This is a genomic window from Faecalibacterium prausnitzii (assembly GCF_003287405.1).
GTDB lineage: Bacteria > Bacillota > Clostridia > Oscillospirales > Ruminococcaceae > Faecalibacterium > Faecalibacterium intestinale.
Map to the genome: position 1 here is coordinate 163609 of NZ_PRLD01000002.1, position 24690 is coordinate 188298.

Sequence of the window (24690 nt, forward strand, 5' to 3'; positions counted from 1 at the left end):
GGGAACGTACACCATCTAGCTGCTGCGTTCCGGGCCGAAAAAATGCCCTGCAGCGGCGCAGGAAGGAGAAAATCCCGTTGACTGAAGATAAAACAAAGGAGCAGCAGCCCGCTGCGCAGCCGGTACGGCAGACCCGCCGCCAAAAGCTGCGCTCGCTGTGGGCACAGCTCCAGTGCCGGGGTGTGCTGCGGCGGCACAGACTGCGCCGCAAGCGTCAGCACCGCCGGGAAACGCTGTGGCATAAGCTGCTGCACAACCCCGTAGCGCCCATGGTGGGCGAGACGCTGTACGCCATCGGCTTTTCCGCCGAGTATGCGGTCATCCGTACCGGGCGCCGTTTGCAGCACGGGCTGCAGCGTCTGCTGCAGATGGGCAGAGATCTGCTGAAAAATATTGCATCCATGGCCTTTCCCGGGGCGGCGCGGCTGCTGCGGGATCTGTTTGGCCCGGTGGTGCTTGCCCTGCGGGGCACCGGGGCGCTGCTGCGCCACGCACACCGGGTGCGCAAGCAAAAAGGCTTTGGCGCTGCGCTGCGCGCAAGCGGGCACTTCATTGCGGAGGGCATCGCCGATAACATCCGCCTTGTGCCCCGCATGGCCATGTATGTGCTGCCGGCGGCAGCACTGGCTGTTATGGTGACGGTGTTCCAGACCACCATCCGTCAGCCTTACGCTTTGCAGGTGCAGGTGGACGATAAAACTGTGGGCTATGTGGCCAACGAAGAGGTGTTCAACTCTGCGCTGGAGGCTGTGCAGCAGCGTATCAACTATTCCGGTACAGAGCAGGCGCGCTTTACCGTGGAGCCTACTTATTCCGTGACCGTCGCCCATGACGTGATGGACGAAAATGACGTGGCTGACGCTATCCTCAAAACCTCCAGCGACCAGATCAGCGAGGGTACGGCTTTGTATCTGGACGGCGAGCTGACCGCCGTATGCGCGGACGGCACCGGTCTGCAACGATACATCAGCAGCCTGCTGGAACCCTACGAGAACCCGGACGACCCCAACACCACCGTGGGCTTCAACAAGGATGTCACGCTGGAAAACGGCATCTACTTCAACGAGAGCTTTCAGGAGGAAGCCGAGGTGGAGCAGCTGCTCTCTGGCGTGCAGCAGGCAGAAAAATCCTATACGGTGCAGAACGGCGATACCATCTGGTCCATTGCCCAGAAAAACGGCCTGACCGTGAAGGAACTGTGCGAAATGAACACCGGCTTTACCGCCAACGGCGAAAACGGCCTGACCCAGAACTCCAAGATCCTGCCCGGCGATGCACTGACCGTGGTGCGGGAGGAGGAAACGCTGGAGGTGCGCATCACCAAGGTGGAAAGCTGGGAGGAAGAGATCGCCTACACCACCGAGACCACCAAGTCCAACGAGCTGAACTCCGGTACCAAGCGCGTTACCCAGAAGGGCGAGAACGGCATCCGCACCGTGACGGCACAGCGGGTGTACGATGCAAACGGCAATCAGCTTTCCCAGCAGATTTTGAGCACTGTGGTGACCAAGGAGCCTGTGACCGAAAAAGTTACGGTGGGCACCAAAAAGGTGTCCTCCGGTGCATCCTATATCACCGGCAGAGGACAGTTTATCTGGCCGGTGCCCGGCTATCGGAACTGCTCCCGCTGGTACGGCGGCAGCCACAAGGGCGTAGATATCTGCGCCGCCGCCGGTACGCCTATCTATGCTTCGGCAGGCGGTACGGTGACCAAGGCCGGCTATAACCGCGCCGGTGCAGGCAACGGCTACGGCAACTCCATCATCATCAGCCATGGCAACGGCTACACCACCTTGTACGCCCACTGCTTGTCGCTGGTGGTGCACGCCGGTCAGTCGGTCAAGCAGGGGCAGCTCATCGGCTATGTGGGCAGTACCGGACGTTCCAGCGGCAACCACTGCCACTTCGAGATCCGGCGCAACGGCTCTTACATCGCACCGCAGAACGTGTTCAACCGCAGCAAATATCGGTAAATAGCAGCAAGGGCTTTTCCACAGGGGAAAGCCCCTCTGCTGTATCTTGAATAAAAAGGAGAGATCATCTATGTCTACCCCTCACATCAGCGCAGAAATGGGCGATTTCGCCAAGACAGTCCTTATGCCGGGTGACCCCCTGCGTGCCAAGTTTATTGCCGATACCTTTTTGCAGGATGTCCGGCAGGTGACCGGTGTGCGCGGGATGCTGGGCTTTACCGGCACCTACGAAGGCCGTCCCATCAGCGTGATGGGCAGCGGTATGGGTATGCCCTCCATCGGCATCTACTCCTACGAGCTGTTCAGCTTCTACGGCGTGGAGAACATCATCCGCATCGGCTCTGCCGGCAGCTATACCGAAAAGGCTAAGCTGTTCGACACCGTGCTGGCTACCGGCGCTGTGAGCGAGAGCAACTACGCCCGGGTACAGAGCGGATTTACCGGCAACATCACCCTGCCCAGTGCAGCTTTGAACGAAAAGCTGCGTGCCTCCGCTGCAAAGCAGGGCATCCCCCTGATCGAGGGCAACATCCACTCCTCGGATGTGTTCTACCGCCAGCCCTCGGACGCAAAGCCCACCTACTGGGAAAAGCTGCGGGACGAGGATGGCTGCCTGTGCGTGGAGATGGAAAGCTTTGCCCTGTTTGCCAACGCGCAGGTGCTGGGCAAGAACGCCGCCTGCCTGTTGACCATCTCGGACAGCTTTGTGGCCCCCGGCATCACCACCGCCGAGGAGCGCCAGAAGAGCTTTACCGATATGATGAAGGTCGCTCTGGGCGCAGAGTACTGATCGCATAATTTTCCAGCGCGGCTGCCGCCCCAAGGCACAGCCGCGCTGTTTTTGCCCATAAAAGGAGGAAACGGCATGACAAAATTGACCATGGAAGAAAAGCAGGAGCTGATCCGCATGGCACTGGTCGCGCGGGAAAAGGCCTATGTACCTTACAGTGATTTTATGGTGGGCGCTGCGCTGCGCGCTGCGGACGGCCGCATCTTTACCGGCTGCAACGTGGAGAACGCCGCCTTTACCCCCACCAGCTGCGCCGAGCGCACCGCCCTGTTCAAGGCGGTGGCCGAGGGCGTGACCGCGTTTACGGATATCGCCGTGGTGGGCAGCCGCCGGGGCGAAGTGAACCGGCAGATCACCTCGCCCTGCGGGGTGTGCCGTCAGGCACTATTCGAGTTTGGCGGGCCGGAGCTGAACGTCATTATGGCAAAGACCCCGGAGGATTTCATCGAGCGCAGCATGGATGAGCTGCTGCCCTTCGGCTTTGGCCCCTCCAACGTGGCGGGCAACAGCGCCGTGGAAGGGGAGTAAGTGTTCTTCTTTGAAAAACAGCGCAAGCAGGGGAAAATTGGTGAATAAGCATTGCTTTTTTATAAATTATACAAGGGATTTGTAAAGAATTTGTAATCGGAAATTGCTTGCATCTGTCACTTCCACCCGCTATACTTGAGCCAGCAAATGTGCCAGAGCGCACATTTCATTCTTTTGACGCAATTTTTTAAAATAAAAGGAGAGTTTCTTATGAAGATTTCTCGTCGTAACTTTCTGGCTGTGGCCGGTGCTGCTGCCGCTGCCGCTGCTCTGACCGCCTGCGGCGGTTCTTCCGCTTCTTCTACCAGCACTGCTTCTTCCGCCGCTGCCAGCTCTGCCGCCGCTTCCGGCGCAGCAGACGGCGCTGAGAAGATCGCCAAGGTCGCTCTGACCTGCGATACCGGCACGATCGATGATGAGAGCTTCAACCAGGCTTGCTGGGCTGCTGTTTCCAGCTACATGGGCGATAACTGCCAGTACTACATCCCCGATTCCGATGCTTCCGATGAGGATCGCGAGACCATGATCCGTCAGGCTGTCAACGATGGCGCTGACGTTATCGTCTGCGTTGGCTACCTGTACGGTGCCTCTCTGGCATGGGCTGCTGAGCAGTACCCCGACGTCAAGCTCATCGCTATCGATGTGACTCAGGGCGATATCGGCACCGACAGCATCCCCGCCAACTGCTACTGCATCACCTTCAAGGAGGAGCAGGCAGGCTATCTGGCAGGCTACGCCGTTGTTAAGGACGGCTACACCAAGCTGGGCTTCCTGGGCGGCATGGCTGTGCCCGCTGTGATCCGTTACGGCTACGGCTATGTGCAGGGCGCTGACGCTGCTGCAAAGGAGCTGGGCACCAACATTGACATCAACTACTTCTACGGCGGCCAGTTCTACGGCGATGCCAACATCACCTCCCGTATGGAGGGCTGGTATGCCAACGGCACTCAGATCGTCTTTGCCTGCGGCGGCGGCATCTACACTTCCGCTGTTGAGGCTGCTCTGAAGAACAACGGCTACGTTGTGGGCGTTGACGTTGACCAGAACTACATCGGTGTCAACGGCGTGGCAAAGGACGGCTACGCTTACAACCCGTTCATCACCTCTGCCATGAAGGGTCTGTCTGAGTCTGTCAGCACCGCTCTGGGCAACATCGAGGCCGGCGAGTGGAGCAACATCGCTGCTACCAACGGCAACTTCGGTCTGGAGGACGGCGACTACGTTGGTCTGCCCACTGCTGATGACAGCTGGAACTTCAAGACCTTCACCAAGGACGAGTACGAGACCCTGAAGACCAAGATCGCTTCCGGCGAGCTCGTTGTGGACAACAGCTCCGACGACGCTACCAAGCCCACCGTCAGCGAGTTCACCAAGGTCAACTACATCCAGTAATCGCTTTCCCGGAATTACTCCCGTAATAGGGGCGGGGTGCTCATGCAGGGGCACCCCGCCCTTTTTGTATGCCTGTGTGGGAGAATCAGATTGGAAATCGTGCAGACCGTACAAAAGTAATACTTTTACTTGTGCTTTTTGACAAAAAATCAAAAAGCCGTGTGCAAACTGCAAAAAATCAGGTATAATGGTTTGTAGTATAGAAAAGGTGTCGTTACGGCACGAAAGGAGAGTGAGCAGATTGGCAGAGGATTATGTGATCGAGATGCTCCACATTACCAAGGAATTCCCCGGTATCAAGGCAAACGATGATATCACCCTGCAGCTGCGCAAGGGCGAGGTACACGCCCTTCTGGGCGAGAACGGTGCGGGCAAAAGTACGCTGATGAGCGTGCTGTTCGGCCTGTATCAGCCGGAACAGGGCAAGATCCTGAAAAACGGCAAGGAGGTCGCCATCCGCAACCCCAATGATGCCAACGCACTGGGCATCGGCATGGTGCATCAGCACTTCAAGCTGGTGGAATGCTTCAGCGTGTTGGACAACATCATTCTGGGCGTGGAGCCCAACAAGATGGGCTTTTTGCAGAAGGCCGAGGCACGCAAAAAGGTGATGGCGCTGAGCGAAAAGTACGGTCTGCGGGTAGACCCGGACGCACTCGTCAGCGATATCTCGGTGGGTATGCAGCAGCGCGTGGAGATCCTGAAGATGCTGTACCGCGACAACGAGATCCTGATCTTTGACGAGCCCACCGCTGTGCTGACCCCGCAGGAGATCGACGAGCTGATGGAGATCATGCGCGGGTTCAAGAAGGAGGGCAAGTCCATCCTGTTCATTACCCATAAGCTCAACGAGATCATGGCTGTGGCTGACCGCTGCACCGTGCTGCGCAAGGGCAAATATATGGGCACGGTGGATATCAAGGACACTACCAAGGAAGAGCTTTCCCGCCGCATGGTGGGTCGTGACGTGCAGCTGCAGGTAGAAAAGCAGCCCGCACACCCCGGCGAGACCGTGCTGGACGTGGAGAATGTTACCATCCACAACGACCAGCGCAAGAAGGACGTGGTGAAGGATGTGTCCTTCAAGGTGCACGCAGGCGAGATCGTTTGTCTGGCGGGCATCGAGGGCAACGGCCAGACCGAGTTCATCTACGGCCTGACCGGCCTGAGCAAGCTGTCTAGCGGCAAGCTTACGCTGGACGGCAAGGATATCACCCACGAGAGCATCCGCCAGCGCTCCAAGGACGGCATGGGTCACATCCCGGAGGACCGCCACAAGCACGGTCTGGTGCTGGATTTCAGTCTGGAAAACAACATCGTGCTGCAGCGCTACTGGCAGCCGGAGTTCCAGAAGGGCGGCTTTATCCGTGCCGATAAGGTGCGCGAGTACTCCGACCGGCTGATCGAGCAGTACGACGTGCGCAGCGGTCAGGGCAGTGTGACCACCGTGCGCAGTATGTCCGGCGGCAACCAGCAGAAGGCAATCATCGCCCGCGAGATCGACCGCGACCCCAAGCTGCTGGTGGCAGTGCAGCCCACCCGTGGTCTGGACGTGGGTGCCATTGAGTACATTCACCGCCAGATCGTGGCCGAGCGCGACAAGGGCAAGGCCGTGCTGCTGGTCAGCTTGGAGCTGGACGAGGTGATGAACCTTTCTGACCGCATCCTTGTAATGTACGAGGGCGAGATCGTGGGCGAGTTTGACCCCAAGACCACCACCGTGCAGGAGCTGGGTCTGTATATGGCAGGCGCCCGCAAGCAGGGAAAGGAGGAGCAGTAACACATGAATAAGAAAAAACTTTCCCGCGGCGGCAGCCTGCAAAGCTCTGTTACCAGCGTGCTGGCTGCACTGCTGTGCATCCTGATTGGTTTGCTGGTGGGCTTTCTGGTGCTGGTAGCCATCAACCCCGCACACGCATGGGACGATGGCTTTGTGCGCATCATCAAGGGCGGCTTCCACGATGCCCCCTACGGCGTAGGCAAGGAGCTTGCCAATGCCGCACCCCTGATCATGACCGGCTTGTCCGTGGCGTTTGCCTTCAAGACTGGCCTGTTCAACATCGGTGCAGCCGGTCAGTACACGCTGGGCGCTTACGGTGCGCTGTACTGCGCCATTATGCTCAAGCTGCCTTGGTTCGTCTGCCTGCTGGCAGCAGCAGTGCTGGGCGGCCTGTGGGGCGCGATCCCCGGCTTTTTCAAGGCCTACTTCAACATCAACGAGGTCATTACCTCCATTATGTTCAACTGGATCGGCCTGTATCTGGTAAATGAGCTCATCTACCAGAACGGCACCGGCCCCATGTACGACGTGCGCAACACCCGTACTTTGAACCTGAGTAAGAACGCCGATTTTGCCCAGTCCCTGATCCCGGACTTCGGCCTGAACAAGCTGTTCCAGACCAACAGCACCACCATTGCCATCTTCTTGGCGGCAGCGGTGGCTGTGCTGATCTGGGTGGTGCTGAACAAGACCACCTTCGGCTACGAGCTCAAGGCCGTTGGCCTGAACAAGAACGCCGCCCGCTATGCCGGTATCAACGAGAAGAAGAACATCATCCTCTCCATGGCCATTGCCGGTGCGCTGGCGGGCTTCGGCGCAGGTCTGTTCTATCTGTCCAACGTGTCCCAGTGGAACCCGCTGAACTCCACCAGCCTGCCGGGCATGGGCTTCAACGGTATCTCGGTGGCACTGCTGGCAAGCTCGAACCCCATCGGTACCGTGTTCTCTGCGCTGTTCATCTCCCATATCTCGGTCGGCGGCTCCTTCCTGTCCACCAAATTCTACCCCACTGAGATCTCGGATCTGATCAGCGGCATCATCATCTACCTGTGCGCATTCTCCATGCTGTTCCGGGGCAAGATCCAGAGCCTGCTGTTCCGAAATGCCGAAAAGACCAATGTGAACGCAGAGCCTGCGCCTGCCGCAGAAAAGACCAAAAAGGAGGGCAAGTAATATGCTGCTTCTGATCAAATATACCCTGCTGTACGGCATCGTGCTGATGCTGGTGGCACTGGGCGGTATGTTCAGCGAACATTCCGGCATCATCAACATTGCACTGGAGGGCATTATGGTCATCGGCGGTGTGGCCGGTGTGCTTACCCTGACCATGCTGCCTGCAAGCCTTTCGCCCTTCCTTGTGGTGCTGATCTCCATTCTGGTGGCAGCGCTGGCGGGCGTGATCTACAGCCTGCTGCTGGCTTTTGCTTCCATCAACCTGAAGGCGGACCAGACCATCGGCGGCACGGCACTGAACCTGCTGGCTACCGCCATTGCCGTGGTCATCTCCAAGTACTTCAGCGAGAGCGGCAGCGCCAAGCTGAACTACTCCAACAAGCCCTTCCTGTTCAGCATCGGCGGGCTGGAGCTCAGCGTGTTCGTGCCGCTGGGGCTGATCTTGCTGGTGGTCAGCTATATCGTGCTGTACAAGACCCGCTTCGGCCTGCGTCTGCGTGCCTGCGGCGAGCATCCGCAGGCTGCGGACTCGGTGGGCATCAACGTCTACAAGATGCGCTACGCCGGTGTCATCCTTTCCGGTGCGCTGGGCGCGATCGGCGGTCTGGCTTATATCGTGCCCCCGGTGCAGACCTGGAACTTTGAAGTCGGCGTGGCCGGTGCAGGCTTTCTGGCACTGGCAGTTATGATCTTTGGCCAGTGGAAGCCCTTCCACATCTTTGGCGCAGCCATGTTCTTTGCTGTGTTCAAGAGTCTTGCCAACATTGCAGACTCCACCTTCCTTGCACAGCTGCACTGGTCCAGCAACATCTATAATATGATGCCCTTCGTGGCATCCATGGTCATTCTGGCCTTCACTTCCAAGAACAGCATGGCACCCAAGGCCGAGGGTATTCCCTACGACAAGGGCTCCCGTTAAACGCTTTCGCTAAAAATCCATAAAAAGGGCATCCGCAGCCATCAAAGTGCTGCGGATGCCCTTTTTTGTACGGGAAATGGCAAATTTTGTTCATCTGTTTGCCGGCAGAAAATGGCATTTTCTGCTTGTAAAATACGCCGGGATATGTTATCATTAAAAAACGAATGTGTATCTATAGGAACCCGGTGTACATTTCTTGCACTGCGGAACAACAAGAAAGGTGAGTTTCTCTACTATGGACGAAAAAACAACTATGGGACAGCCGCTCCGAAGCATGGAGGACGAGGAGACCATTGATCTGATGGAGTTGGCGCGCCTGCTGTGGGCGCATATTGTGCAGATCGTGGCAGCAGCTGTTGCGGCAGCGCTGATCTGCCTGCTGGTGTGTATGTTTGCGCTTACACCCAAGTATCAGGCTTCTATCAATATGATCGTGAACACCCGGCAGGATAATTCCTCTACCTTTACCAGTGATAACTTCAACTCTGCCAAGAACCTGATCAGCACCTATGCGGTCATCATCAAGGGCAACACCGTGCTGAACGAGGTGATCGACAAACTGGATCTGGATATGACCTACACCGAGTTGTATAAGATGGTGGATGTTGCCGATGTGGACTCTACCCAGATCATGCAGATCACGGTCACCGATACCGATGCAGAGCGCGCAGGCGAGATCGCACAGACCATTGCCGACATCGTGCCCGATGTGCTGGTGGAAAAGGTGGAAGCCGGTTCCTGCAAGGCGGTGAGCGATGTGATCATCGATCCCAACAAGGTGTTCCCCCAGACCAAGAAGTACGTTGTGCTGGCCGGTCTGCTGGGCGCTGTGGTGGTGTGCGGCGTGCTGGTGCTGGCACACCTGCTGCACGATACCATTGTGGATGACGAAGATGTTCAGAAGAAGCTCGGCCTGCCCGTGCTGGGCCTGATCCCGGAGGTGTAAGACGATGTGGAATCTGTTTAACAAAAAGAACAAAACTGACGGCGAGCACCGTACCCTGCAGCTGATCACCGATAAGGGGATGCCCTTTGGCTATGTGGAGGCCTATAAGTCTCTGCGCACCAATCTGGACTTTATGGCGGGCTCCATGGACGTGCACACGCTGGTCATCACCAGTACCGTGCCGGAGGAATCCAAGAGCAATGTGGCGGTCAATCTGGCGATGACGATGGCCGAAAGCGGCAAAAAGGTGGCTCTGGTGGATTGCGACCTGCGCAAGCCGGTGCTGCACCGCTATCTGAAGGCCGGTCACAACGTAAAGGGCGTTTCCAACGTGCTGTCCAACCAGTGCACGCTGGACGAGGCGCTGCAGGAGCTGAAGGAAATGAATCTGACCTTCCTGCCCGCAGGTACCCCGCCGCCGAACCCCTCCGAGATGCTGAGCCAGCCGCAGATGCAGGCCATGGTCAACACCCTGCGGGAAAAGTTCGATGTGGTCATCTTTGATGCACCCCCGGTGTCCGTGGTCACCGATGCAGCCGTCATCGGCCGCTATGTGGACGGCGCGGTTTTCGTTGTGCGCTCGGACTACGCCCCCGCCGATGCGGTGCGCGGCGCAGTGAAAAAGCTGCAGGATGCCGGTGTCCGGGTGCTGGGCAGCGTGCTGACCCGCTACGACATGAAGAAGGCGCTCAAGGGCTCCAGCTACGCATACAGCTATGCCTATAATTACAATTATGCCTACGAAAAACAGAAGGCTGATGTTGTTGAATAAGGAAGCGCTGCTATGACTGATCTGCATTGTCACATTTTGCCCGGCATTGATGACGGCGCAAAGGATACAGCAGTCTCGCTGGAGCTGCTGCGCAGGGAATATGAGGACGGTGTGCGCAATATCGCCTTCACCAGCCACTTCAACAGCGAACGTACCACGGTGGAAGCCTTTACAGCAAAGCGGCAGGCTGCCTTTGAGCAGCTGACCGCCGCACTGGAGGGACAGCCCATGCAGTTTGACTTCAAGCTGGGCGCAGAGGTGTTCTTCTCTCCCGGTCTGTGCGAGCTGGATACCCGGGCGCTGTGTATGGGGGATACCGCCTATCTGCTGCTGGAGTTTCCCACCACCCACAAGCCGCACTTTATCCGGCAGACGCTGTACCAGCTGCAGCAGCAGGGCATCGTGCCGCTGATCGCGCATATCGAGCGCTATCCCTATGTGCTGGAGGACCCCACTCTGCTGTACGACTGGGTGGCCGCCGGTGCTTATGCACAGATCAATGCAGGGGCACTGCTGGAGCCCAAGCTGTGCAAAAAACTGTGCAAGTTCATTCAGTGGGGATTGGTCCATGTCATCTCCACCGACACCCATTCCCCGGACAAGCGCCCGCCCCGTATGGCACAGGGCGTGCAGCAGCTGGAAAAGCTGCTTGGCAAGGAGACGGCTGCCCGCATCGTGCGCAACGGCGATGAACTGTTCCATGATCAGGAGCTGGACGCTGCGACCCTGCATCAGCCCAAAAAGTTTTTGGGAATGTGGGTCTGATCCAATTAGTAAGGAGAAAACTGCCCGGGCGGAGGAATACTCTGTCCGGGCAGCGGATTTTGATATGAAGAAAAATAAGGTCCTGAAAATCGTGTTGATCGTGCTGGGCACGCTGGTGGCATTGTTGGCAGCAGCTGTCCTTGGTGTGCTGCTCTATCTTCGCAGCATGGCAGCCAGTCTGCCGGAAACCCTGCCGGATGCCCCGGCGGACAGCACACAGTTCACCCTGACGGATGATGATCTGGATAAGCTGCTCAGCGGCGAGATCACGCTGGAGGAGCTGACCGGCGAAGCTGCTGCATCCAGCGGCGGGGAACAGGAGGCGGCGGCCAGTGCTCCGCAGGAGGAAGCAGGTTCTGCCGCTTCCTCGGGGAGCTCTGGCTCCCAGACGGAGAGCAGCAATGCGTCCTCTTCCGGCAAGAAGGAGAACACTACCGGCACATCCGGCTCCAGCACTGCTTCTGCCGCAGAAAAACCGGCGTCCTCTTCCGGTAAACAGGAAGCTGCCTACGAGACGGAGGTCAAGGCGCTGCTGAAGCAGCTGTACAGTGTCAAGGCGCGCGCTGAGTCGGAGCTGAACAGCTGCATTGCCGGGGCAAAGGCAGAATACAAGGCGCTGCCGGAGTCTCAGCAGACACAGGCGCGCAAAATCTCCATTGCACTGGCGAGAAGCGGCAGACTGTATGCGATGCAGGCATCTTACGATAAGGAAGTGGAGAACATCGTCAGCCAGATGCGCACTGTGCTGACCGCCAACGGCCAGAGCACCGCCTTGGCTGATCAGGCAATGGCTTCCTATAAGGCACAAAAGAGCGCCATGTACTCCCAGCTGACCGCAAAATTGTACTCCTGACCCGCAAAACGACCCATGACCACCCGCAGCATATCTCCCGGGCACCGACCGTGCCGGAGAAGGGGCTGCGGGTGGTCTTTTTTGCCAAGTTTCCTCCAACATGGAGAAAAATGCCGATGACATGGACGGATGACTCTGCGGCAGAGACGCTGCCTTTTACGCCGACAGGGGAGGGCGGATTGTACGCGCCAACGGAACAATCCCCCAAAAGGCCGGAAAAGTAGCACTTTTACCTACAAATGTACAGGAAATTTGTATAAAGTATAAGATTTCACTCATGCTTTGCTATAATGAAGTGAATTCTTTTCATGTAAATTGACAAAAATCGTGGTTATCTTTATAATAGATAGAGTGTTTCTCGGGTATGGACGATGGTGTTTATGCAACCGCAAGATGCCATCGTTTTATTATTCGCTTTTCTGTCCGCGTGCCAAGGACAGACGTCCGCTATGTGTGAGGCTGGCGGACTGCGGGAAAGTGTGGCTCGGCCTGAGAGCAAAAACAGTAATTCATTGATAGGATTGGAGTGGCATCAAACGATGGCAAAGTACATCATCAAGCGTGTCGCAATGGGTATCTTCAGTATCTTTATTGTGGCTACGGTTACCTTTTTTGTCATGAACCTGGTCCCCGGTGGCCCGTTCGTGGCAGAAAAGTCCATCAGTGCCGCTGCTCAGCAGGCTCTGGCCGAAAAGTATGGCCTGGATAAGCCGCTGGGTGTGCAGTACGTCAACTACATGGAGAGCCTTCTGCACGGCGATCTGGGTCTGAGCCTGCGTCAGCGCGGCCGTACCGTGAACCAGATCATCGCCAGCAAACTGCCGGTGTCCTGCCGTCTGGCAGGCATTGCAGTGGTGGTGGCTCTGTGCGTGGGCATCCCGCTGGGCTGCATTTCCGCTTATAACCGCGGCAAGTGGCTGGATAACGTTATTATCGTGTTTGCTACCTGCGGCATCGCGATCCCCAGCTTTATCTCCAGCGTGCTGCTTTTGTACCAGTTTGGTATGAACATGAAGGTGCTGCCCACCGTTGGCCTGAACAGCGCAGCCGCCTATATCATGCCGGTTACCGCACTGGCCATCTATCCCTCGGCTTATATCACCCGTCTGATGCGCTCCAGCCTGCTGGACGTCATGGGTCAGGACTATATGCGCACTGCCCGCGCAAAGGGCGTGTCCCAGTTTATGATCCTGTTCAAGCACGCACTGCGCAACGCCATTCTGCCTGTCATCACCTACGTTGGCCCCATGCTGGCCAGCCTGATGACCGGTTCTTTTGTGGTGGAAAAGATCTTCTCCGTGCCCGGTCTGGGCCGCGATTTCGTGTCTGCTATCACCAACCGTGACTACACCATGATCATGGGCACCACCATCCTGCTGTCCAGCATGGTCATCATTGCAAACGTGATCGTGGATATCCTTTATAAGATCATCGACCCGCGCATCAAACTGCAGTAAGAGAAAGGAGCGATTTTCATGGAAAACATTAAAAAGAATCCGCTCAGCCTGCAGCTCAACGCGGAGGATTTTCTGCCCGCCAGCAATGAGGAAAAGCAGAGCCTGGTGGTCATGCGCGAAAGCGTCAACTTCTGGAAGGACGGTATCCGCCGCCTGAAGAAGAACAAGATCGCCATGGTCAGCTTTGTGTTCATCATTGCCATTGCCATCTTTGCCTATCTGCTGCCCGCCGTCTGGCCTTACAGCTATTCCGAGCAGATGAAGGGCAGCAACAACCTGAAGCCCTTCGAATACTCTGTCTCCGAGCAGGCGCGTATCGACGCAGGCGAAAAGGTGTTCCCGCACATTCTGGGCACCGACCGTATGGGTCGTGACTTCGCTGTGCGTATCATGATGGGCACCCGCGTTAGCCTGTCTGTTGGTCTGATCGCTTCTGTGCTGGTGCTGATCATCGGCGCCACCTATGGTGCGGTTGCGGCTTTTGCCGGCGGCTGGGTGGACAATATCATGATGCGTATCACCGATATTCTGTACACCATCCCGGACATTCTGTTGATCATCCTGCTGGGCATGGCCCTGAAGGACCCGCTGGACAAGCTGTCCACCCAGCCCGGCTTCAAGTGGATGCAGACCCTTGGCCCCAACATGATCTCCATCTTCATCATCTTTGCTCTGCTGTACTGGGTCGGTATGGCGCGTATCGTCCGCAGCCAGATCCTGATCCTGAAGGAGAGCGAGTACGTTACCGCTGCCCGCGCACTGGGCGCTTCCAGCGGCCGTATCATCAAAAAGCATCTGCTCACCAACTGCATCGGTACCCTGATCGTTACCACCACCCTGCAGATCCCGGCTTCCATCTTTACTGAGAGCTACCTGAGCTTCATCGGTCTGGGTGTTGCAGCCCCGCTGCCTTCTCTGGGTTCTCTGGCTACCGATGCCGTCAAGGGCATGAACACCTACCCCCATCTGCTGATCGCTCCCGCACTGATGATCAGCGTGATGATCCTTGTGTTCAACCTGTTCGGCGATGGCCTGCGCGATGCCTTTGACCCGAAGCTGAAGAATTGATGAGGTGAACAGAAATGAGCGAGAAAATTCTTGACATCAAAGAAGAACGCCTTTCTTTCTTCACCCCTGCGGGCGAAGTAAAGGCACTGAACGGCGTTTCCTTTACCATGAATCAGGGCGATGTTCTGGGCGTTGTGGGTGAGTCCGGCTCCGGTAAGTCGGTCACCGCCTACTCCGTTATGGGCCTGACCGCTTATCCCGGCAAGCTGGTGGGCGGCAAGGTGTGGTTTAACGGCCACGAGATCGAGAACATGAAGGAGAAGGACTTCCGCAAGATCCGCGGCAACGAGGTCTCCATCATCTTCCAGGACCCCATGACCAGCCTGAACCCGGTGTACACCATCGGTAACCAGATCGTGGAGGTCATCCGCCTGCACACCGATAAGAACAAGGCCGATGCATGGGCACGCGCCAAGGAACTGCTGGAGCTGGTTGGCATCAATGAGCCCGAGAAGCGCCTGAAGCAGTACCCCCACGAGCTGTCCGGCGGTATGCGCCAGCGCGTGATGATCGCGATTGCACTGGCCTGTGAGCCCAAGCTGCTGATCGCTGACGAGCCTACCACCGCACTGGACGTGACCATTCAGGCACAGATCCTTGAGCTGATGCAGGATCTGCGCAAGAAGCTGGGCATGAGCATCATCATGATCACCCACGATCTGGGCGTTGTGGCTTCCATGTGCGAGAAGATCGCCGTCATGTACGCCGGCCACATCGTGGAGTACGGCACCACCGACGAGATCTTCTACCAGCCGGGTCACGAGTACACCAAGGGTCTGATCAACTCCATCCCCAAGCTGAACACCGCAGAGCACGAGCGCCTTGTGCCCATCGAGGGTACCCCTGTGGATCTGCTGAATCCGCCGGCCGGCTGCCCCTTTGCGCCCCGCTGCAAGAACTGCATGAAGATTTGTCTGAGCAAGATGCCCCCGCGCACCGAGCTCAGCGATACCCACTATACCTACTGCTGGCTGCAGCAGAAGGCTGCATTTGAGAAAGGGGAAAAGGCAGAATGAGTGAACATAAGACGCTGGTTGAAGTCCAGCACCTGCAGCAGTATTTCCCCGCCGGCGGTGTGGGCAAGAACCGCAAGTACGTTCAGGCTGTGGATGACGTAAGCTTTGCCATCCGCAAGGGCGAGACCCTTGGTCTGGTAGGCGAGTCCGGTTGTGGCAAGACCACTACCGGCCGCACCCTGCTGCGCCTGTACGAGCCCACCGGCGGCAAGATCTACTATGACGGCAACCTGCTGTTCGATAAGGACAACAAGATCGCAGTGGATATGCTGCCCTACCGCCGCCGGATGCAGATCGTTTTTCAGGATCCTTACGCAAGTCTGGACCCCCGCATGACCATTGGCGACATCGTGGGTGAGGGCATTGATATCCATCATCTGGCCGAGAACGAAAAGGACCGCCACGATAAGATCATCGCCCTGCTGGAGCGCGTTGGCCTGAACAGCGAGCACGCAAACCGCTACTGCCACGAGTTCTCCGGCGGTCAGCGTCAGCGCGTGGGCATTGCCCGTGCACTGGCCGTGAACCCCGAGTTCATCGTTTGTGACGAGCCTGTCTCTGCACTGGACGTTTCCATTCAGGCTCAGGTCGTCAATATGTTCGAGGATCTGCAGCAGGAGATGGGTCTGACCTACCTGTTCATCGCCCATGACCTGAGCGTTGTCAAGCACATCTCCAACCGCATCGGCGTGATGTATCTGGGCAAGATGGTGGAGCTGGCCGACAGCTACGAGCTGATCACCCACAGCATCCACCCCTACACCCGCAGCCTGATTTCCGCTATTCCGGTGGCAGACCCCATTACGGCTCGCCAGTCCAAGCGTATCGTGCTGCAGGGCGATGTGCCCAGCCCCCTGAACCCGCCGTCCGGCTGCCGTTTCCGCACCCGCTGCCCCTATGCAGATGAGCAGTGCGCCAACGAGGTGCCCGAGTTCAAGGAGGTCTCCACCGGCCACTGGGCAGCCTGCCATCACCTTGACCGCGTGAAGTGAGAACACTTCACATCAGTAAAAGGTGAAAGCAATTCAACTTAGCGCTGAAATGTTGTCACAAAATGGTTACAGTCCAAGTTTTGGACTTGTAACCGCCGTGAGAACGCATTATAATCATTCGTGTTCCTCCGGTGTACATTTGCACCGGATCGAATATAGAGGCGGCTGGGGGAACCTGGCACACTCAAATTTGATATAAGGGAAGGATATTATTATGAAACGCATTTCTCGTCGTAATTTCCTCAAGGTTGCAGGCGTGGGTGCCGCTGCTCTGGGTCTGGCAGCCTGTGGCGGCAGCAAGTCCGGTTCTACCGCAACCTCCGGCACTGCTTCTTCCGCTGCTGGCTCTTCTACCGGCAGTGTCAACACCGCTGGCTTCACCGTCCAGTACGGCCCCAACCCCGAGACTCTGGATCCCTCTTTGAACAGCGCTGTTGATGGCGCCAACACCATCATCACCATCTTCGAGCCCCTGCTGATCATCAACGAGAACAACGAAGTTATTGGTGGCCAGGCTGAGAGCTGGGAAGAAAGCGAGGACGGCCTGACCTGGACCTTCACCATGCGTGACGGTCTGAAGTGGAGCGATGGCACCGACCTGACTGCTAAGGACTTCGAGTACAGCTTCAAGCGTATGGCTGATCCTGCTACCGCTGCTCCCTATGCAGCGACCTGCCTGGGCATGATCGACGGCTACGACGCAGCTGCCGGCTTCCCCGATGCAGACGGCAACCCCACTGCAGAGCCCAACCCCGATGCTCTGAACGTTAAGGCAAGCGATGACGGCAAGACCCTGACCATCGTGCTGTCCTACCCCTGCTCCTACTTCGACAAGATGGCCGCATTCGCATCCATGAGCCCTGTGCAGCAGGCTACCGTTGAGGCCAACGGCGATGCATGGTGCACCTCCGCTGAGACCTTCGTCTCCAATGGCCCCTACATGATCACCGAGTGGACTCCCTCCGAGCGTATCGTCCTGACCAAGAACCCCAACTACGTTGGCGGCTGGGATAACTCCAAGATCGTTTCCGACAGCATCACCCTGCTGCTGCTGGAGGACTCTTCCGCTTCCTTCGCTGCTTATAACAGCGGCGAGGCTGTCCTGATCAAGGACGTGCCCACCGACGAGATCCCCAGCCTGACCAAGGCAGAGGACGGCGGCGACTTCTATGTTGACACCATTCTGGGCACCTATTACGTCAGCATGAACCTGCAGCGCGATGCCTTCCAGGATGCCAAGGTCCGCAAGGCTCTGGCTCTGGCTATCGACCGCGACTACGTTGCCAACACCATCATGCAGGGCACCTACTCTGCTGCTTCCAACATTGTCGGCCCTGGCATCGTGGACGAGCAGGGCTACTTCTACGACAACGCGAACGGCGGTTCTCCCTACATTGCTGATGACTACGAGGCAAATATGGCCGAGGCTAAAAAGCTGCTGGAGGACGCTGGCTACCCCAATGGCGAGGGCTTCCCCACCATCGAGTACAGCACCAACGATTCCGGCTACCATGTGCCTCTGGCAGAGTACCTGCAGCAGACTTGGGGCGATCTGGGCATCACTTTGAGCATCAGCAAGATGGAGTGGTCTGCCTTCACCGCTGCTCGCCGTGCCGGCGAGTACGATGTTGCCCGTAACGGCTGGGTCATGGACTACAACGATCCTTCCAACATGATCGAGATGTTCTGCACCGACAACGGCAACAATGATGGTAAGTACTCCAACCCTGACTTCGATGCTGCTATGGAGGCTTCCAAGGTTGCTGATCCTGCCGAGCACTTTGCGCAGCTGCATAAGGCTGAGGACATCCTGATGGAGGATATGGGCTGCATCCCCGTTGCTTACTACAACGACTTCTGGCTGCAGAGCTCTTCTCTGAAGGGCGTCTGGCACAGCCCCTACGGCTACTGGTACTTCCAGTACGGCTACATCGAGGAGTGATCTCCTCCCTGTGCTGTGCAGCGTAAGCTGAACCGTAAACTCTAAGCACTAAGCACCCCGCTGACCGGAAACGGTTGGCGGGGTGCTTTTTTGCTGTTATCCTGCAAAAAAGACGAGTGCTCGGTTTTGCCGAGCACTCGTCTTTTATATGTAAACCAGATTGAAAAGGTACCAGCTTACACCGCAGCCATGGCAGCCAGAACGCTCTGCCAGCTCTTGCTGCGTGCGGCAGGCACCGGCGCGGGGCGGGTGCGCCGTGTAGCAGGAGCACTATGACCGGTCGCAGAGGATACCGTCAGGGCAGGGGAGGGGCAGAAGAACACAGCAGTGTCCTTTGCCAGCCACTGCGCAGCCAGTGCGGCAGCCTGCGGGTCAGACTGCAAGGCACGGCGCTCGTTCCCGGCCAGAAAATCTGCCAGCCAGTACAAAATTGCGCCCAGCGGCAGGCAGGGAGAAGTGTCCTGATTCCAGTAGCTCCAGCGTGCACCGCAGCCAAGGTGGCTTTCGACTGTGATCTGTGCGCCGGTGCGGGCATTCTGCGGGATGGAGCCAACATAGTTGGTCCCGGCGCGCTGCCCCAGCTCCTCAATAAGGCGCTGGGTGCGGGCGGCATCCAGCCGATCCTCCCGGCAGTAGGCGCGGAAGTCGGTCTGGCTCAGCAGGCTGTCGGCACTGGACGGAAAACGCCCGGTCAACTGCCCATCCGCATTGTGGCACAGCTGCCAGCCCTTGCGGAACAGCTGGAAATTCAGGCAGCGCCGCCCCATGGTGGAGTAGCACACAAGGGCGCTTTGCTCCCCGGGCAGCTGTTTTACTTCAAGATAGGCGTCGTTGCCGCAGGTATCCTGCAAACGGACGGTAAGCAGCAACTGTGCACCGACGTGCTGGGTGGACATGGCGTTGTGCATGGCGTCAAAATAACGGGAAGCGTCCATGATTGATCTCCTTCCTATAGCAATTCAACTTTTTAATGCAACAGCAACAACGTTGAATTGCATATCGCAAATATGCTGTTTGAATGTTGCACTAATTTCTTGCCTTACGACAAAAGCAAACAGCGAAACGTTGTAAAAGCGCCAGCCGGGTGATCGGGCCGTCAGGCTGCATAAAACTTCTCTGAACATAGTATAGCATACCTTTGAATGAAAAACAACTGTAAGTTTTCCGAAACAACAAATTTTTGCAAAAATCTACAGCGCATTGCAAACAAAAGTTCAAAGTATGGTTGTGCACTGAGATGTGCGGTTGTAAAAAACGACCCCTGCGGGAGATGCCGGCTAAGGCCGGAACTGCTCCCACAGGGGTCGTTTTGTTTTTTCAGTCGCCAAGTTCCCGGATCTCGTTCTGGATCAGCCGTCCGGCAGCGCGGGCAAGCTGATCCATGCCGCGGATGCGTGCCATGTTTTTGCCGTAGATCTGCGCGGCGGCACCGGCGCTGCTGTCCTCGCCCATAAAAACGGCAGACACCCGCACGCCCTGCCGCTGCAAGGTGCGCACCTGCGCGGCGGTGTCGGCTACACCGGCGGCGTCCTCGTAGGCGCAGCCCAGCGGGTTCTCCGCTGTGGGTGGGATGCGGCGGCTGTCGTTGGGGCTGGCATCGGTCAGCAGGATCATCAGGTGGCGCGGGGCAGGGCCGGGGGCATACCGGATCAAATCACCTGCTGCCCGCAGCGCCAGACCGTCCCGGTTCCAGCCTGAGGCGAAGTAACGGAAGATATTCTGCCGGTTTTTGTCCGCAAAGCCTTTCAGCACCCGTAGCACGGTATAGCCCCGCAGGCTGCTGAAGGCGCTTACCCGCACCGGAATGCCGCAGTTGGCCAGACTTTCGGCCAGAATAACACCCTGCGCCGCGATCACTTCCTGACAGTGCAGGCGGGAAGCGGAAGCGTCCAGTAGCAGATCCACTGTAAAGGCGGGGCAGTTCTCCTCCTCCGGGCACAAAAACACCCGGTCATCGTTCAGGTAAGGGGCACGCCACACCCGCCCGGCGCACAGATCACCGCTGCGCGCTATCCGCTGGTCGGGCTGCTGATGCACCAGAATGCAGTTGCGGATCTGCTCGGTAAGGCGCAGCACCACGCTGCGGTGCAGCTCCTGATTTTTGGCATAGTAGGCGCGGTTGCGTTCGGCCTGTAATTCGGCCTGCTGCGCCAGCTGCCGCGCCTCCGGGGTGGGTGCCTGCGCTGGGCTGGGTACACCGGCGCTGAACCACAGATGACAGCCCAGATGCACCCCGGTGCACAACTCCTGCTCGGTCTTGCGCAGCTGCTCCGGCGGGTAGAAACAGCGCCCAAAGCAGCTTTCAATGTAGGCGCGATCCTGCGCGGCGCGCTGCTTCAGGGTAATGTTTGCCCGGCGCTTGTCCACCGCCAGCCCGCTGCCTGCGGCATCCACCGCGCCGGAATGCTCCACCGTCACCCGGTCGGTCTTGATCATCTGGGTGGGCATGGCTTTGGTAGCCAGCTTTGCCCAAAAGCCCTGTAGCCGCAGGTGCAGCGCGGGCTTTTGGCGCACCTTGCCGTCAAACAGGGCGAACTTTGCAAACAACGCCAGCAGGTCTTTTTTGAGCAACGCGGGCTCCGGTATGTTCTCCGGTGCCAGCGCTGCGGCAAGGCTGCTCTCGTAAGGAGTCATGACCGGAGCGGTGCGTCCCAGCACCTTGCGCCAGCGTGCAGCCTGCATGGTGTACACCAGCTGGTTTTTCGCCATCCACTCCTGCCGCGAAAGCTTGTACTGAATGGCAAAAAAGTAGTCCGCGTGGGCAAACCGCAGCGCTTCCAGCACCGGGCGGCGGGGCAGCTCCAGCCGGTAGGCGGCGTTTTCTAAGTACAGCCACGCCATATCGTCCAGCATGGGCTGGCGCGTGTCGCCCTCCCATGCGGAAAAAATGTCCCGGATCAGCGCGTCACCGTAGTATTTGTGCACCAGCCCCACGATGCAGTTCATGTAAAAATCAATGGTGCCGTCCGTGTTGCGGGCCAGAAACAGCGGCTCGAAGCCGTAAGCACCAGCAGCGGCCCAGACCTGATTGGCCGCACGCCGCTCCTGCGCGGTGTAGCTCTGGGCGTCCATCAGGCAAACAGCTTTCCGGCATCCAGCTTGGCCGGGATGCGCGCGGCGATCACGTCCCGGATCAGTCCCTGCTCGTAGGAGTCAAAGGCCTTGTTGGTGATGCCCATATCCAGCGCCGCCCCGGCGGGGATGCCCCTGCGGATCAGCCGCAGCGCGTCCAGCATACCGCGCAGATCCAGCGCCTTGGTGGAGATCTCGGCACTGTCGCACTTTTTCTGCAGGTCCAGAAACAGCAGTGCAAACTGGTGCACATATTTGGCGGCAAGATCCGGGAACTGCGCCCGCAGCAGCTTTTCCAGATTATCCTGCGTAATGGTGGGCATCTGCACCACCGCAAAGCGGGAGGTGAGCGCTTCGTTCAGCTCCCGGGTGCCCGCGTAGCCGTAGTTCATGGTGGCGATAAAGCGGGTCTCCTCAGCCAGCGGGATGCGGTCGTACCCGGGCACGTCGATGGCGCGGCGGAAATCCAGTACCGCGTGCAGCACCGCCAGCGCCTCGTTTTTGGCCATGTTGATCTCGTCCAGCACGCCGAAGCCGCCGCACTGTGCGCAGCGGTACACCGGCCCGGGACGGAACACCACCTGTCCGCCCGCAAAGGTATCCATGCCGATGAGGGAGGCGGCGTCCATGTTTACATGAAAGGAGATGTCCCACGCAGGACGGCCAAAGGCGGCGGCAAGGTTTTCTGCCAGCACGTTTTTGCCGGTGGCCTTTCCGCCGGCCAGCAGCAGGTTTTCGCCGCAGAGGATAGCCGCCAGCGCCTGCTCCCACACCTCCTTGCCGTAGTAGGTAAAGGCAGGGGCGGGGATACGCGGGCGCAGCGTCTCGCTGAGCGGATGGGCGGCGCGGTATTCCTGCACCGCCGTAAGCAGGGCGGGGTCCACCCCTTCCTGCCGTAAGGTATCCAGAATATCCGACATTTGTACAAACACCTCGATCTCTGACCGGGCGGGAATGAACTGCCCGGTTTTCAGCCTTATCATAGCACAATCGCGGCCATTTGTGTAGGGGGCGTGCGGGGCAAAACGCAAAGAGGGGCAGCCCCAAATGGGACCGCCCCTCTTCACATGAAAAAGAAGAAAAGAAGAAACGCTTAGAGTATGCCGGAGAACTGCGCTTTATCAGGCGTTTTCCAGACCGGCCATCTGCTTGATGGCCTTCATGGCGAAGGTCAGGGTGCGGCCCATAGCCACACCGGCCATCAGGCAGGGGTAGTTGTTGGCAAAGAAGCTGCCGGACATATCACCGGTGATGTACAGACCCTCCATGGGCTGGTTGTTGGTGTCCAGAGCCTGACCCTTTTCGTTGATGGCGATGCCCTGCTCAGTGGTCAGCAGGGAAGCACCCAGCCAGCAGCCGTAGAAGGGCGCGGTGCGAATGGCGCTCAGGCGGTAAGCGGGCTTGCCGAAGTCCTCATCGTTCTGCTTATCGTACAGCTCATTGTAGCGCTCCACGGTAGCAAGGAAGGTATCCTTGGCAGCGCCGGTAAAGCCCATCTTGTCGGCCAGCTCGTCCAGAGTATCGCACTTGAACAGTGCACCGGCCTCGATAGCCTCGTCCATCTTGCCCTGAATGTACTTTTCACCGCCGTTGCGGGTCTGGGCAGAGCAGCCGATGGTGTGGAAACGCTTTGCGTCCTCCAAAATGTTGGCATCGCAGATCTGTGCGTAGACGCGGCCCGGCTGGTGGGCGGCAGCGTAGACGATATCGTTGTAGGGGCAGCTCTCGTTGGCAAAGCGCTCGCCGTTGCGGTTCACCTTCAGGAAGGGCTGGGTGCCGGGATTATACTGGCGGATTTTACCGGGGAAAGCCTTGCCGCCAAAGGCGGAGTCGCTGTCCACATAACCGGCATCCACACCGGGGGCTACGATGCCGCGGTCAAACAGCATGGGAGCGGCTTCCTTGTCCAGATTAGCGCCTGCCCACACAGCAGCGCGGATGCCGTAGCCCTTGTCGGCGGGGGAGTAGGAGCAGGCAGTGGTCACGCTGGTGCCCAGCGGGTCCAGCTGCTCCATCATGTAGGGGTTGCCGGGGAAGCCGCCGCAGGCCAGCAGCACGCCCTGATTGGCGTTGTAGCGGATGAAGTGGTCATCCTCGGTGCTCTGGGCGATGATGCCGGTAATGCGGCCATCGCTGTTCTTTTCCAGCTTGGCAAGGCTGGTCTTGAAGTCCACATCGTAGCCCAGCTCCTGAATGTACTGCAGCAGCAGCTCGTTGCGGGGTGTGCCGGAAGCGCTCTCGCTGGCCATGTAGTTGTGCTCCTGCACAGGGTAGAGGTAGTCGGTGTTGTGCTCGGCATTCTCTGCGGGCCATGCAGCCTCGCTGCCGGAGGTGAAATCGCACACCCAGCCGTACTTATCCTCCAGAATGCTGCGCATGAAGTCGTGCATGGCGGCAGACTCGTTGATCCAGGTCTTGACCACGCGCTGGTCGCACTTGCCGGAGGCGTAGCGGGAGATCTCGCTCAGCAGCTTTGCCTTATCGGTGGCGGGTTCGCCAGCCTCCTTAGCGGCAGCAGAATCAACAGCGCCGTACCAGTGACGGGTGTCCTGCACGTTGGCGTTCTGCTCGATAACACGGAAGTTCAGGCCGTTGGCAGCAGCATAGGCGGCAGCAAACATACCGCCGTTGCCTGCGCCCACGATCAGGATGTCGGTGTCCACGGTCTCGGTGATGGCAGCCTCGTCGATGTCGGGCTCTTTGCCCAGCCAGTCGTTCTCGTCACCGGTGGGCAGCTGCACGCTGGAGACCACGGTCTCGCCCTTGGCCTGTGCGTAGCAGCTCTTGGCGGCCTTCATCACGGCATCGGAGGTGATGGTGGAGCCGGAAACGCCGTCGATCTCGGCAGAACCGGCAGCCATCAGCTGCTCGCGCAGCTCGTCGGCAGCGGCAGCGCCGAAGGAAGCGGTCTCGCCGGAGGTGTCCACCACCACATCGGTCACAGCGCTGTCGGAGAAGGTCATGGTGACCTTGACGGTGGAGGAGATACCCTCGGCAGTGCCTTCGTAGGTGCCGGGAATGTACTGACCGGCAGCACCGGAAGTGGAAGCGGAAGCAGAGCCGGAGGCGGCATTGCAGGCTGCCAGAGCACCGGCGGTCACACCGCTCATGGCGGCGGCAGCGGCAATCTTGATAAAGCCCTTACGGGAGATCTTGTTCATAGGTACGCTCTCTTTCTTTTTATTCTTCTTTGTGTTCCTTCTTATCCTGCAGCAAGGTGAAAGGTACTTTGCTGAATCCTTAACAATTGTA

Annotated in this window: 20 protein-coding genes; 16 read left to right on the top strand and 4 right to left on the bottom strand. The window is 58.2% G+C overall.

The annotated features are described in order from the left end of the window. Positions 1 to 77: 77 nt before the first annotated feature. The 16 genes from C4N24_RS03160 (at position 78) to C4N24_RS03235 (ending at position 18366) form a co-directional block, all read left to right on the top strand. Entirely contained in the window at positions 78 to 1973 is a 1896-nt protein-coding gene (locus C4N24_RS03160) for a M23 family metallopeptidase (protein WP_242983172.1), read from the top strand. A 70-nt stretch (positions 1974 to 2043) separates the two neighbouring features. Continuing rightward, positions 2044 to 2763, top strand: coding sequence for a purine-nucleoside phosphorylase (gene deoD / locus C4N24_RS03165; protein WP_044960247.1), 720 nt, complete (start codon positions 2044 to 2046; stop codon positions 2761 to 2763). A 75-nt stretch (positions 2764 to 2838) separates the two neighbouring features. After that, positions 2839 to 3291, top strand: coding sequence for a cytidine deaminase (locus C4N24_RS03170; protein WP_112090287.1), 453 nt, complete (start codon positions 2839 to 2841; stop codon positions 3289 to 3291). A 210-nt stretch (positions 3292 to 3501) separates the two neighbouring features. Beyond that, positions 3502 to 4683, top strand: a complete 1182-nt coding sequence (locus C4N24_RS03175; protein WP_112090288.1) for a BMP family lipoprotein — start codon at positions 3502 to 3504, stop codon at positions 4681 to 4683. Positions 4684 to 4948: 265 nt separating this feature from the next. Next, a complete protein-coding gene (locus tag C4N24_RS03180; RefSeq protein ID WP_112090363.1) occupies positions 4949 to 6463 on the top strand; it encodes an ABC transporter ATP-binding protein in 1515 nt (504 codons plus the stop codon). Positions 6464 to 6466: 3 nt separating this feature from the next. After that, complete coding sequence (locus C4N24_RS03185; RefSeq protein WP_112090289.1) at positions 6467 to 7636, top strand: ABC transporter permease; 1170 nt, start codon at positions 6467 to 6469, stop codon at positions 7634 to 7636. A 1-nt stretch (position 7637) separates the two neighbouring features. After that, positions 7638 to 8555: an ABC transporter permease gene (locus tag C4N24_RS03190; RefSeq protein WP_097785893.1), complete on the top strand. Its 918-nt coding sequence runs from the start codon at positions 7638 to 7640 to the stop codon at positions 8553 to 8555. A 235-nt stretch (positions 8556 to 8790) separates the two neighbouring features. Further along, a complete protein-coding gene (locus C4N24_RS03195) occupies positions 8791 to 9501 on the top strand; it encodes a YveK family protein (RefSeq protein ID WP_112090290.1) in 711 nt (236 codons plus the stop codon). Between the two features lie 4 nt (positions 9502 to 9505). Then, a complete protein-coding gene (locus C4N24_RS03200) occupies positions 9506 to 10273 on the top strand; it encodes a CpsD/CapB family tyrosine-protein kinase (RefSeq protein ID WP_112090291.1) in 768 nt (255 codons plus the stop codon). Positions 10274 to 10285: 12 nt separating this feature from the next. Beyond that, on the top strand, positions 10286 to 11038 hold the full coding sequence (locus C4N24_RS03205) for a tyrosine-protein phosphatase (protein ID WP_112090292.1): 753 nt from the start codon (positions 10286 to 10288) through the stop codon (positions 11036 to 11038). Between the two features lie 64 nt (positions 11039 to 11102). Continuing rightward, on the top strand, positions 11103 to 11891 hold the full coding sequence (locus C4N24_RS03210; protein WP_005923257.1) for a hypothetical protein: 789 nt from the start codon (positions 11103 to 11105) through the stop codon (positions 11889 to 11891). Between the two features lie 539 nt (positions 11892 to 12430). Beyond that, positions 12431 to 13348 carry an ABC transporter permease gene (locus C4N24_RS03215; protein WP_112090293.1) on the top strand — a complete coding sequence of 306 codons (918 nt, stop codon included), beginning with the start codon at positions 12431 to 12433 and terminating at the stop codon, positions 13346 to 13348. Positions 13349 to 13366: 18 nt separating this feature from the next. Next, positions 13367 to 14416, top strand: a complete 1050-nt coding sequence (locus C4N24_RS03220; protein WP_112090294.1) for an ABC transporter permease — start codon at positions 13367 to 13369, stop codon at positions 14414 to 14416. Between the two features lie 14 nt (positions 14417 to 14430). After that, positions 14431 to 15432: an ABC transporter ATP-binding protein gene (locus tag C4N24_RS03225; RefSeq protein ID WP_005923264.1), complete on the top strand. Its 1002-nt coding sequence runs from the start codon at positions 14431 to 14433 to the stop codon at positions 15430 to 15432. After that, positions 15429 to 16424, top strand: coding sequence for an ABC transporter ATP-binding protein (locus tag C4N24_RS03230; protein ID WP_005923266.1), 996 nt, complete (start codon positions 15429 to 15431; stop codon positions 16422 to 16424). Before C4N24_RS03225 ends, C4N24_RS03230 begins: the two co-directional genes overlap by 4 nt. Before the next feature lie 214 nt (positions 16425 to 16638). After that, positions 16639 to 18366, top strand: a complete 1728-nt coding sequence (locus C4N24_RS03235; RefSeq protein ID WP_112090295.1) for a peptide ABC transporter substrate-binding protein — start codon at positions 16639 to 16641, stop codon at positions 18364 to 18366. Between the two features lie 176 nt (positions 18367 to 18542). Here C4N24_RS03235 and C4N24_RS03240 read toward each other — a convergent pair whose 3' ends face one another. The 4 genes from C4N24_RS03240 to C4N24_RS03255 all read right to left on the bottom strand — a co-directional run bounded on the left by C4N24_RS03240 (position 18543) and on the right by C4N24_RS03255 (position 24599). After that, on the bottom strand, positions 18543 to 19301 hold the full coding sequence (locus C4N24_RS03240) for a hypothetical protein (protein WP_112090296.1): 759 nt from the start codon (positions 19299 to 19301) through the stop codon (positions 18543 to 18545). A gap of 382 nt (positions 19302 to 19683) precedes the next feature. Beyond that, on the bottom strand, positions 19684 to 21438 hold the full coding sequence (locus tag C4N24_RS03245) for a hypothetical protein (RefSeq protein WP_112090297.1): 1755 nt from the start codon (positions 21436 to 21438) through the stop codon (positions 19684 to 19686). Next, positions 21438 to 22358 (bottom strand): AAA family ATPase, encoded by a 921-nt coding sequence (locus C4N24_RS03250; RefSeq protein ID WP_112090298.1) that lies wholly within the window; start codon positions 22356 to 22358, stop codon positions 21438 to 21440. The genes C4N24_RS03245 and C4N24_RS03250 overlap by 1 nt, the downstream gene beginning before the upstream one ends. Positions 22359 to 22559: 201 nt before the next feature. Next, a complete protein-coding gene (locus tag C4N24_RS03255) occupies positions 22560 to 24599 on the bottom strand; it encodes an FAD-binding protein (RefSeq protein ID WP_112090299.1) in 2040 nt (679 codons plus the stop codon). Positions 24600 to 24690: the final 91 nt, after the last annotated feature.

Excerpts from the sequence above, each read along its gene's own strand:
- deoD (WP_044960247.1), top strand. The coding sequence starts at position 2,044 with ATGTCTACCCCTCACATCAGCGCAGAAATGGGCGATTTCGCCAAGACA.
- C4N24_RS03170 (WP_112090287.1), top strand. The coding sequence starts at position 2,839 with ATGACAAAATTGACCATGGAAGAAAAGCAGGAGCTGATCCGCATGGCA.
- C4N24_RS03175 (WP_112090288.1), top strand. The coding sequence starts at position 3,502 with ATGAAGATTTCTCGTCGTAACTTTCTGGCTGTGGCCGGTGCTGCTGCC.
- C4N24_RS03180 (WP_112090363.1), top strand. The coding sequence starts at position 4,949 with ATGCTCCACATTACCAAGGAATTCCCCGGTATCAAGGCAAACGATGAT.
- C4N24_RS03185 (WP_112090289.1), top strand. The coding sequence starts at position 6,467 with ATGAATAAGAAAAAACTTTCCCGCGGCGGCAGCCTGCAAAGCTCTGTT.
- C4N24_RS03190 (WP_097785893.1), top strand. The coding sequence starts at position 7,638 with ATGCTGCTTCTGATCAAATATACCCTGCTGTACGGCATCGTGCTGATG.
- C4N24_RS03195 (WP_112090290.1), top strand. The coding sequence starts at position 8,791 with ATGGACGAAAAAACAACTATGGGACAGCCGCTCCGAAGCATGGAGGAC.
- C4N24_RS03200 (WP_112090291.1), top strand. The coding sequence starts at position 9,506 with ATGTGGAATCTGTTTAACAAAAAGAACAAAACTGACGGCGAGCACCGT.
- C4N24_RS03205 (WP_112090292.1), top strand. The coding sequence starts at position 10,286 with ATGACTGATCTGCATTGTCACATTTTGCCCGGCATTGATGACGGCGCA.
- C4N24_RS03210 (WP_005923257.1), top strand. The coding sequence starts at position 11,103 with ATGAAGAAAAATAAGGTCCTGAAAATCGTGTTGATCGTGCTGGGCACG.
- C4N24_RS03215 (WP_112090293.1), top strand. The coding sequence starts at position 12,431 with ATGGCAAAGTACATCATCAAGCGTGTCGCAATGGGTATCTTCAGTATC.
- C4N24_RS03220 (WP_112090294.1), top strand. The coding sequence starts at position 13,367 with ATGGAAAACATTAAAAAGAATCCGCTCAGCCTGCAGCTCAACGCGGAG.
- C4N24_RS03225 (WP_005923264.1), top strand. The coding sequence starts at position 14,431 with ATGAGCGAGAAAATTCTTGACATCAAAGAAGAACGCCTTTCTTTCTTC.
- C4N24_RS03230 (WP_005923266.1), top strand. The coding sequence starts at position 15,429 with ATGAGTGAACATAAGACGCTGGTTGAAGTCCAGCACCTGCAGCAGTAT.
- C4N24_RS03235 (WP_112090295.1), top strand. The coding sequence starts at position 16,639 with ATGAAACGCATTTCTCGTCGTAATTTCCTCAAGGTTGCAGGCGTGGGT.
- C4N24_RS03240 (WP_112090296.1), bottom strand. The coding sequence starts at position 19,301 with ATGGACGCTTCCCGTTATTTTGACGCCATGCACAACGCCATGTCCACC.
- C4N24_RS03245 (WP_112090297.1), bottom strand. The coding sequence starts at position 21,438 with ATGGACGCCCAGAGCTACACCGCGCAGGAGCGGCGTGCGGCCAATCAG.
- C4N24_RS03250 (WP_112090298.1), bottom strand. The coding sequence starts at position 22,358 with ATGTCGGATATTCTGGATACCTTACGGCAGGAAGGGGTGGACCCCGCC.
- C4N24_RS03255 (WP_112090299.1), bottom strand. The coding sequence starts at position 24,599 with ATGAACAAGATCTCCCGTAAGGGCTTTATCAAGATTGCCGCTGCCGCC.